The 8,052-nt window shown below is 70.2% G+C and carries 7 protein-coding genes; 5 read left to right on the top strand and 2 right to left on the bottom strand.

The window, feature by feature from the left end; all coding sequences use genetic code 11:
• Positions 1-381 precede the first annotated feature (381 nt).
• Positions 382-552, bottom strand: coding sequence for a chaplin (locus ACWGIU_RS22100; protein WP_453708305.1), 171 nt, complete (start codon positions 550-552; stop codon positions 382-384).
• Positions 553-1,156: 604 nt separating this feature from the next.
• On the opposite strand from ACWGIU_RS22100, the gene ACWGIU_RS22095 reads away from it, so the two are divergent.
• The 3 genes from ACWGIU_RS22095 (at position 1,157) to ACWGIU_RS22085 (ending at position 3,941) form a co-directional block, all read left to right on the top strand.
• Positions 1,157-2,071: a hypothetical protein gene (locus ACWGIU_RS22095; protein ID WP_453708303.1), complete on the top strand. Its 915-nt coding sequence runs from the start codon at positions 1,157-1,159 to the stop codon at positions 2,069-2,071.
• A gap of 217 nt (positions 2,072-2,288) precedes the next feature.
• Positions 2,289-3,290 carry an ArsR/SmtB family transcription factor gene (locus ACWGIU_RS22090; RefSeq protein ID WP_453708301.1) on the top strand — a complete coding sequence of 334 codons (1,002 nt, stop codon included), beginning with the start codon at positions 2,289-2,291 and terminating at the stop codon, positions 3,288-3,290.
• Between the two features lie 201 nt (positions 3,291-3,491).
• Positions 3,492-3,941 carry a hypothetical protein gene (locus ACWGIU_RS22085; protein ID WP_453708299.1) on the top strand — a complete coding sequence of 150 codons (450 nt, stop codon included), beginning with the start codon at positions 3,492-3,494 and terminating at the stop codon, positions 3,939-3,941.
• Between the two features lie 555 nt (positions 3,942-4,496).
• Here the strand turns inward: ACWGIU_RS22085 and ACWGIU_RS22080 are convergent.
• Positions 4,497-5,636: a PucR family transcriptional regulator gene (locus ACWGIU_RS22080; protein WP_453708297.1), complete on the bottom strand. Its 1,140-nt coding sequence runs from the start codon at positions 5,634-5,636 to the stop codon at positions 4,497-4,499.
• A gap of 87 nt (positions 5,637-5,723) precedes the next feature.
• Between ACWGIU_RS22080 and ACWGIU_RS22075 the strand changes: the two genes are divergently transcribed.
• A complete protein-coding gene (locus ACWGIU_RS22075; protein WP_453708295.1) occupies positions 5,724-6,788 on the top strand; it encodes a ferredoxin reductase in 1,065 nt (354 codons plus the stop codon).
• Between the two features lie 7 nt (positions 6,789-6,795).
• A complete protein-coding gene (locus ACWGIU_RS22070) occupies positions 6,796-7,914 on the top strand; it encodes a fatty acid desaturase family protein (protein WP_453708293.1) in 1,119 nt (372 codons plus the stop codon).
• Positions 7,915-8,052 lie beyond the last annotated feature (138 nt).

Raw genomic sequence — 8,052 nt, 5'->3', positions numbered from 1 at the left:
GATCACAACCGAATACGCACCCTAGTCGCGCAACCGTCGACACCCGCATCCGGGCCCCCGGGCGCGATACCGGCGCTCATCTCCCCATGGTCACCCCCACCTCTGACAACACGAACACCCGAAGGAGCTCGGCGGCCCAGGGCCGGAGCATGCGAAAGGGCCGCCACCTCTTGGCGCAGTGGCGGCCTCAGCCCGTCTACGCCCGGTCTACGGTCTGAGGCCGGGCTCGGAGTCGTGGCACGCGTCCGCATCGGCCGGCGTCACCGGCAGCCGCACAGCGGGGGGAACGCGCGTGAGCGCGGCCGACCGGGGAGGAAGCCGGGGCCGCGCTCACGTGTCACACGGGAAACGGCAAGGCTCCCGGTGCGCTGCTGGGCTGGGTCAGGCGTTGACGCAGGTGTTGCCGAAGGCCGGGTTGAGCAGAGCGATGACGTTGACGGTGTTGCCGCAGACGTTGACAGGAACGTGGACCGGGACCTGGAGGAGGTTCCCGGACAGAACACCCGGCGAGCCGGTGGCCGCGCCGAGGGCGTCGGCGTCGGCGGAGGCCATGCCCGCTGCGCCGAGGAGGATGGCTCCGGTAGCGGTGATGACGGCCGTGGTCTTCTTCACTGTGGGCTCCTTCAGGATGTGCGTTCTAAACGGTGCGAAAGCGGGCGTCGGCCGTGGGCCGGGCGGTAGGCCCACGCCGAGCGCTTGCCCCTCCAACGCCTCCATCGGGTACATGGACACGATGGTTGACCCGTTCGGGTGCCGCGCACACCGGACCCGAAAGCCTTCCTCCCCCAGAGCCTTTCCGACCAACTGACGCGACCAGTCCCCCCCCTCACCGCGCCAGCCTCCCAAACCCCTACACCCCCGTCACCGCCGAACCATGCTGGGGCGGGCCTCGGGTCGGCCTCGGCGGCATGCTCCCCACCGCCGCGGCCGCGTCAGAGCTCGACCCGAAGGAGCTCGTCGAGCGAAGCCTGTTCCGGTTGCCTGTTCCGGTTCCCCGACGCCCGCCCGGCCGGCCGCGGGTCCCTCGCCACCGCGCTCACCACAGCCCGCACCGTCTTCCACGAGGCGCAGTACGCCGAACTCGGCCCGGACCCTGCCTGCCCTGATCTCCGGCTCGCTGGCCTCTAACGCGCACGACATCGCGGCCCGCGCCTACGTGCTGCTCGCCCAGCTCGCCATCAAGCATTACCAGGGCATGGCCTGGGTCGCCGCCGAGCGGGCCCGCATGCAGGCCGGACTGACCGGCAACCCGGGGGTGATGGGCGAGGCCGCGCACTCCATAGGCGTCACCATGCGCCGCAGCGGCGACTACCAGGCTTCCATCGACCATCTCCAGCAGGCCGCGGCCCAGCTCGGCAGCGGGCCGGAAGAACTCGCGATGTCCGGCACCCTCTTGCTGACCGCCTCCTCCTCTGCGGCCCAGGCCGGATGGCGCGGTCGGGCGATGGAGTCCATCGGTAACCGCCTCACCGCCCACCGGATCGTGCCCAGCGGGACGCCGGACTGGCACACGGTTATGCGTGTTCGCGGCATCGTGCCCGTGATCGCCCGCCGCCGCACCGGCGCGGAGTTGGGCTGGGCCGCGCCGATCATGTATGCGCATCGCTGCGCCGGATCATCGCCACCGGCGGCCGGGCAGCCTCGTAGACCAGCGGGGCCAAGGATACGGTCCATGGCCGCCGCCCGAGGCCAGAGCGGGCGCAGCCGGAACGAGACCCCGCAACGGACCCGTCCGCGCTCCTGGCGCGGGGAACCATGGCTTCGGCCGGGGCCATGTGCCCGGGGCGAGGCGTCCAAACCCCCGCGCCGGCCTGCGTGGTGCTGCGCGACGCCTTCGAGTACAGCCACCGGGACATCGCGGGCGTCCTCGACTGCTCGGAGGGGCGTGGTGTACGAGGTGCGGCACCTCGGCGCGCTGCGCCTGGAGCCTCACCGGCTCGGCAACCAGGCCGGCGTCGAGGACTCCTCCAAGGCGGTGGCCGAGGAGCGGCCGCGCTGGACTGACCACGGTCACGGGCAAGTGCCGCCACCCCAGGGTGCCCCTTCTTCATGTGGTCAGTTTTGTTCTTAACCTCCGGTTGTCCCGTGGCGGCGACGGTTGCAGAACGACCTCAGTGGTCGGACAGGACGGGCCACGGTGCGTCCCGCAGGGGTGGTGCAGTCGGGCAGTGGCCCTCCGGGCAGCTCTCCGGCGAAGTCCGGCCTCCTGAACGCCGCATCGTGCCCGGCGGGTTGGGGCATGCTGGGGGTGCGCTCACGTGCTCCACTTCGACGCAGGGGGCCAGTCGGTGTTACGCATTCACTTCACGGCCGAGGACCTCGCCCGGACGCGGGTGGCCGCAACGATCGGAGTCGCAGCCGAGGTCTACTACAGCCTGGAGCTGCTGAGGGAGAACCGGGAGCTTCCTCACCTCCGCACATGGCGGTCAGCGGTCGCGGGCCGGATGGGAGCGGATATGCGTCCCCTGACGTGCCTGGTTCCGGTGCGCGGTCCCGGGCTTGATCTGCTGGCCCTGATGGGTGATGTGCCCTCTTTGGACCACGCCGTGGACAACCTGCTGCACGCACCGGTGTCCCGGCTGCGGCGCGAGCTTGAGGGTCTCGATTTCCACCCCGGGCACCTGCCGTGGGCCAGGCAGGTGTCCGAGGGCGACCGCGAGGCGCGACAGCAGCTCGCCGAGGCCGTGCGCGCCTGCCATCGACTGACCGTGGAGCCTTACTGGCCGCAAGGGCGGTCCGAACTGGTCGCGCTGACCACCCGTTGCGCGAACCTGATGTTGGAGGGCGGCATCGATCTGCTGCTGCGTTCGATCTGCGCACCGCTGGTCCGCTGGCGTCCACCGGTGCTCGAAGCTCCCTACCCGCGCCGAGTTGAGGCGCGCCTTCAGGGAAGGGGACTGATCATCACGCCCACGGTCTTCTCGAAACACCCGGTGAGCTTTCTGTGGGACCCACTCGATCCCTCCCAGCCTCCCCGACTGACCGTGCCGGCTCTGCGCCGGTCGCTGACCGGCAGCGAACCGGCAGAAGCCGACGGCTCCGCCGGGCGGGACCTGGAATCCTTGCTCGGCCGCACGCGAGCCGCCGCCCTGCGTGTCACGGCGGAGGGCTGCACGACGAGCGAACTGGCCCGCCGCCTCAACGTCACGGCTGCAGCGGCCAGTCAGCACGCGAGAGTGCTGCGGAACACGGACCTCATCACCACCAGCCGCCGAGGCGGGTCCGTACTGCATTTCATCACCCCGCTCGGGCTGGCCCTGCTGCGGGCCGGAGCTCTGAGGGAACAGTGAAACCCCGGGGGGTGCCGCCGCGCCGGATCGGTGGGCGCCGCGCCAGGCCTGTACGGCTCCACCGGGTAGTGGCCAGTTGCGCGAGGCGCCGTGCCGGACGTCTCGCCCCCCCTTTAAGCCGTGACTTAAGAGGTAGGCCACAGGCGGTCTACCCGCCCAGGATGTGAAGCCGCAACCGGCTCACCCCAACCTGGAGATCGCATGAGGACTCATCTCGCCGCCGCCCTCGGTTCCGCCGTGCTCATCGCGGGCACCTTGCTGGGCGCTCCCGCCGCGGGCGCACAAACCGCCGCCGGCGCACAGACCGCCGCCGGCCTGCCCACCCCCTTCCACGTCCCCGTCGGGAACACATGGACGAAGGGCACGGTCACCTGGTACAACCGATCGATCGAGGTGACGGGGACGCACAAGTCGGTGAGCTCGGCCGGTCAGGAATACTGCCGGCGCACTTGGGCGTACACCTACGACGCCCACGGAAACAAGATCGGCTCGGCTGGCTCCGCCTCTTCCCAAACGGCGTGCGGCAACACCAAGAGCTACCGCTTCAGCGTGCCGGCCGATGTCGTCGGAGGAGCCGCATTCGTACGCGTCTGCCTCGACGACGGCAATCTCAAAGACCTGCTCTGCACTCTTCCCCTTCGGCGGAGCTGACCACCGCCTCGCAGATGGCCGGCACCCGCGCCTGATGAGGCGTGCGCGGCCCGTAGGCCCCCTCCCCTCCGGCTCACGCTTGTGGCGGTCAGGACCTATGGCGGTTGCCTGGCTGGTGCCCTGCTTCCGGACCCGCGAGGGTCGGGAAGCGGGGCACCGGTGTGCGGTACCTACTGACGCGTGCCGTTCGGCTCGTGGCTCCGACCGGAGCCGAACTCGGCCCGGGCTCGACTCAGTGAGGAGAGATCCCCGGGTGCGACCGTCCACCAGGAGGAGCTCCGCGCGCGGGCCGCTCAAGCACTCCGAACCTGGCGTACGGCCCCACCCCGACGGTTGGCCGGGTCCCAGGCACCGCCCGGCGGGACCACCGCGCGCCCCGCGCTGCTCCCGGCCGTCCACCGCTGACCGGGGCCCCGTCCGCCTCCGCCAGGCCCTGATCCGCCCGCTTGCCGGCGCGGTACGCGGCGCCGTTCGCCCGGGCCTGCTGTGCCGCCGGGAACGAGGCACGAGTCCTGGACTGCTCGCGGACGCGGTCGTGGGCGGTCGACGTACGCGTCAGCTGACCCGAAGACCGACCGCCAGCGTCAGTTCAAGGACCCGGTGTGGGGATGCGAGATCCGGAAACAGCTCCCTCAGCTGCGACATCCGGTACCGGACCGTCTGGGGATGGACGAACAACGCCGCCGCCACCTCGTCCCGCCTGCCCTGGTGCAGCAGCCACGCTCGCAACGTCTCCTCCAGCCGTCGTGCCGTCGCGACGGGCAAGGTCCGCAACGGTGCGAGGGCTCGGGCACGCAGGTCTGCGAACGCGTCCACGTCGGCGGTCAGCACCAGCTCGGGCAGGTGGTCCTCGGTGTCGCGAATATCGGAGGAGAGAGCGCGCGCGCGTACGGCTCGTGCGTATGAGGCGGACGCACGAGTCCATGGCCGGGCCGGGCCGACCACGGCGGTGCGGTCGGTCAGCCGGCGCAAGAGATGTGATCGGTCGGCATCGGGGACGAGCAGCACACCGGTGGCGTCCGTCAGATCGTCGAGGACGAGGGTGCTCGGGTCGAGCGTGCGGTAGGCAGGCCGGGCCTGGGCGGCGGGCAGAAGGACCGCGGTCAGGGAAACCGGAGGCTGCCACCCGGCCCGTTGCACCGAGGCCAGCAGTACCTCCCGGCTCGCGCCGGCGAGGAGGTCGCGGGCCAGGTGTTCCAGGTGGCGCTCGTGGGCCCTGCCCCGGGCGGCCAGTTCGTCGGCGTGGCCCGCGGCGCTCGCGGCAGAGAGCTCGTCGATGTAGGCGAAGGTCAGCTCGGCGAACTTGGCGACCTCGGCGGCGGGCAGACCTGCGGGTACGGCACCCGCTGCCAGGCATCGCCAGGCCACGCGGGCGCCGACCCGGTAGGCGCTGAGCAGGGCGTCCATCGAACGGCCGTCGCGCACCTCGCCGCGGCCCAGCTCGTAGGCCGCGTCATCGCCGTCGCCGCCCGTGGCGTTCCCGCTCGCGAGGTCCAGGTAGTGCCCCAGGGCGGTACGGACGGCTCGGCGGATGGTGGCGCCCATGCGGCCCGAAAGGGCGTTGGCGTAGGGAGGGACCTCGTCGATGATCGCTTGGACGACCTCGTCGGCAGTGGTCTTCAGCGCGCCCCGAAGTGCGGTGACCGTCGTCTCGTCCAGGGCCAGTTCGCTGGCCCTCCGGATTGCATGGCTCACGGTTTTGTTCCCTGCGAACAATTCAGCCGATCAGATTTACGTCCTGCGGTCAGGACTTTACCCCTTGAGGCGCAGCAAGCTGGAGTCATGACGAGTGCAGCCCTCCGCAGCAGGGCGTGGAAACTACTGGAGATGGTCACGACGCCGCTGCTGCCGTCGGACTACCTCGACCTGGTCAGCCCGCTGCGTGCGGGCGCTGACCTGCGTGGGCGCATCGAGGCCGTGCACCCCGAGACGGGGGACGCCGCGACTGTCGTGATCAGGCCGGGACGGGGCTGGCGCGGCCACACGGCCGGTCAGTACGTGCGGATCGGGGTCGACGTCGACGGGGTGCGCCTGTGGCGTGCCTACTCCATCACCTCGCCGACCAACCGCCAGGACGGCCGCGTCACGATCACCGTGAAGGCGATCCCGGACGGCAAGGTCAGCAACCACCTGGTCCGCAGGGCTGAACCGGGCACGCTGGTCCAGCTCGACCAGCCGACCGGTGACTTCGTGCTGCCGCAGGCCAAGCCCGTCAAGGTGCTCTACCTGACGGCCGGAAGCGGCATCACGCCCGTGATGGGCATGCTGCGCGACATCGAGCTCGACGACGTCGTCATGGTCCACTGCGCGCCACAGCCGCAAGACGTGATCTTCCGCAACGAACTGCACGACCTGGTCGCGGACAAGAAGCTGCGGCTCACCGAGGTGCACACCGACACGGACGGCATGCTCGACATCGCCCGTCTCGACGAACTCGTGCCCGACTGGGCCGAGCGCGAGACGTGGGCTTGCGGGCCCGCGGGCTTGCTGGACGCCGCCGAAGAGCACTGGACCGAGCACGGCGTACCAGAGCGCCTGCACACCGAACGCTTCCGCCCCGGCATCGTCATCGCCTGCGACAGCGGCGGCGGCGGCGAGGTCACGTTCAGCGCCACCGGCAAGACCGTCGACGCGGACGGCGCCACGCCGCTGCTGGACATCGGCGAGGAGGCCGGCGTGCTCATGCCGTCCGGGTGCCGCATGGGTATCTGCTTCGGCTGCGTCACGCCGCTCAAGGCGGGCGCCGTCCGCGACCTGCGCACCGGCGAGATCACCGAGGCCGAGCCGGGCGTCCTCATCCAGACCTGTGTGTCCGCCGCGGCGGGCCCCTGCGACATCGAACGGTAGGAGCACCTTGACCGCCATCGACCCCACCGCCCACCTCACCGCGGAGCAGATCGAGGAGCTTGGCCGCGAGCTGGACGCGATCCGCGACGAGGTGATCGCCGGCCGCGGCGAGGGAGACGCCGCCTACATCCGTAAGGTCATCTCGGCGCAGCGCAAGCTCGAGCTGGTCAGCAGGGGCGTGCTGCTGTTCTCGATCTTCCCGCCCGCATGGCTGCTCGGTACCGCCGGTCTGGCCGTGGCCAAGATCATGGACAACATGGAGATCGGCCACAACGTCCTGCACGGCCAGTGGGACTGGATGCGAGACCCGAAGATCCACTCCACCACCTGGGAGTGGGATCACGTCTCGCCGTCCGAGCAGTGGAAGCACTCGCACAACGAGCTGCACCACACGTACACCAACGTGATCGGCAAGGACAACGACCTCGGCTACGGCATCATGCGCGTCGACGAGGACCAGAGGTGGCACCCGTTCCACCTCGGCCAGCCGCTGTGGAACTTCCTCAACGCCTGCTTCTTCGAGTACGGCATCGCAGCCTACGACCTGGAGCTCGCCAAGAACCTGCCCAAGCGCCGCCGCAAGAACCCGGAGTTCCGCGCGCGGGCCAAGGCGGTGGGTCGCAAGATCCGCAAGCAGGTGCTCAAGGACTACGTGATCCACCCGCTGCTGTCGGGCCCGTCGTTCCTCCCCACGCTCGCCGCCACCTTCACCGCGAACCTGGTCCGCAACATCTGGTCCCACTCGGTGATCATGTGCGGGCACTTCCCCGAGGGCGTACAGGTCTTCGAGCGCCGGTCGATCAAGGATGAAACGCGCGGCCAGTGGTACCTGCGCCAGATGATGGGCTCGGCGAACATCAGCGGCAGCAGGGCCATGCACTTCATGACCGGCAACCTGTCGCACCAGATCGAGCACCACCTGTTCCCGGACCTGCCGAGCAACCGGTACGCCGAGGTCGCGGTGAAGGTGCGCGCGCTGTTCGAGAAGTACGAGCTGGAGTACGTCACCGGGCCGCTCCCCAAGCAGGTGTTCTCCGCGTGGCGCAAGGTGTTCCGGCTCTCACTGCCGAACAAGAAGCCCAGGGTCAAAACGCCGGACCGCGAGCAGCAGCTCGTCGCGGCCTGATTCCCGGTATCGGTTCAGATCTTTCGGCCCGTACCGGCGGCACCGCCGGTACGGTCAGCCGCGGTGGAACAGGTCTGCGCCTGCCGACCGGTGCCTTCCTTTCGGCGCGGTTCCTTCGCCGCCGGGAACCTCCCGGCC

It is taken from the genome of Streptomyces sp. NPDC054840 (assembly GCF_053611065.1).
Note: the sequence above shows the minus strand (reverse complement) of the source record. Positions and strands in the feature narration are given on the sequence as shown.

Bases quoted from the DNA above. Each gene is read 5' to 3' on its own strand.
- ACWGIU_RS22075 (WP_453708295.1), top strand. From the start codon at position 5,724: ATGACGAGTGCAGCCCTCCGCAGCAGGGCGTGGAAACTACTGGAGATG.
- ACWGIU_RS22100 (WP_453708305.1), bottom strand. From the start codon at position 552: ATGGCCTCCGCCGACGCCGACGCCCTCGGCGCGGCCACCGGCTCGCCG.
- ACWGIU_RS22085 (WP_453708299.1), top strand. From the start codon at position 3,492: ATGAGGACTCATCTCGCCGCCGCCCTCGGTTCCGCCGTGCTCATCGCG.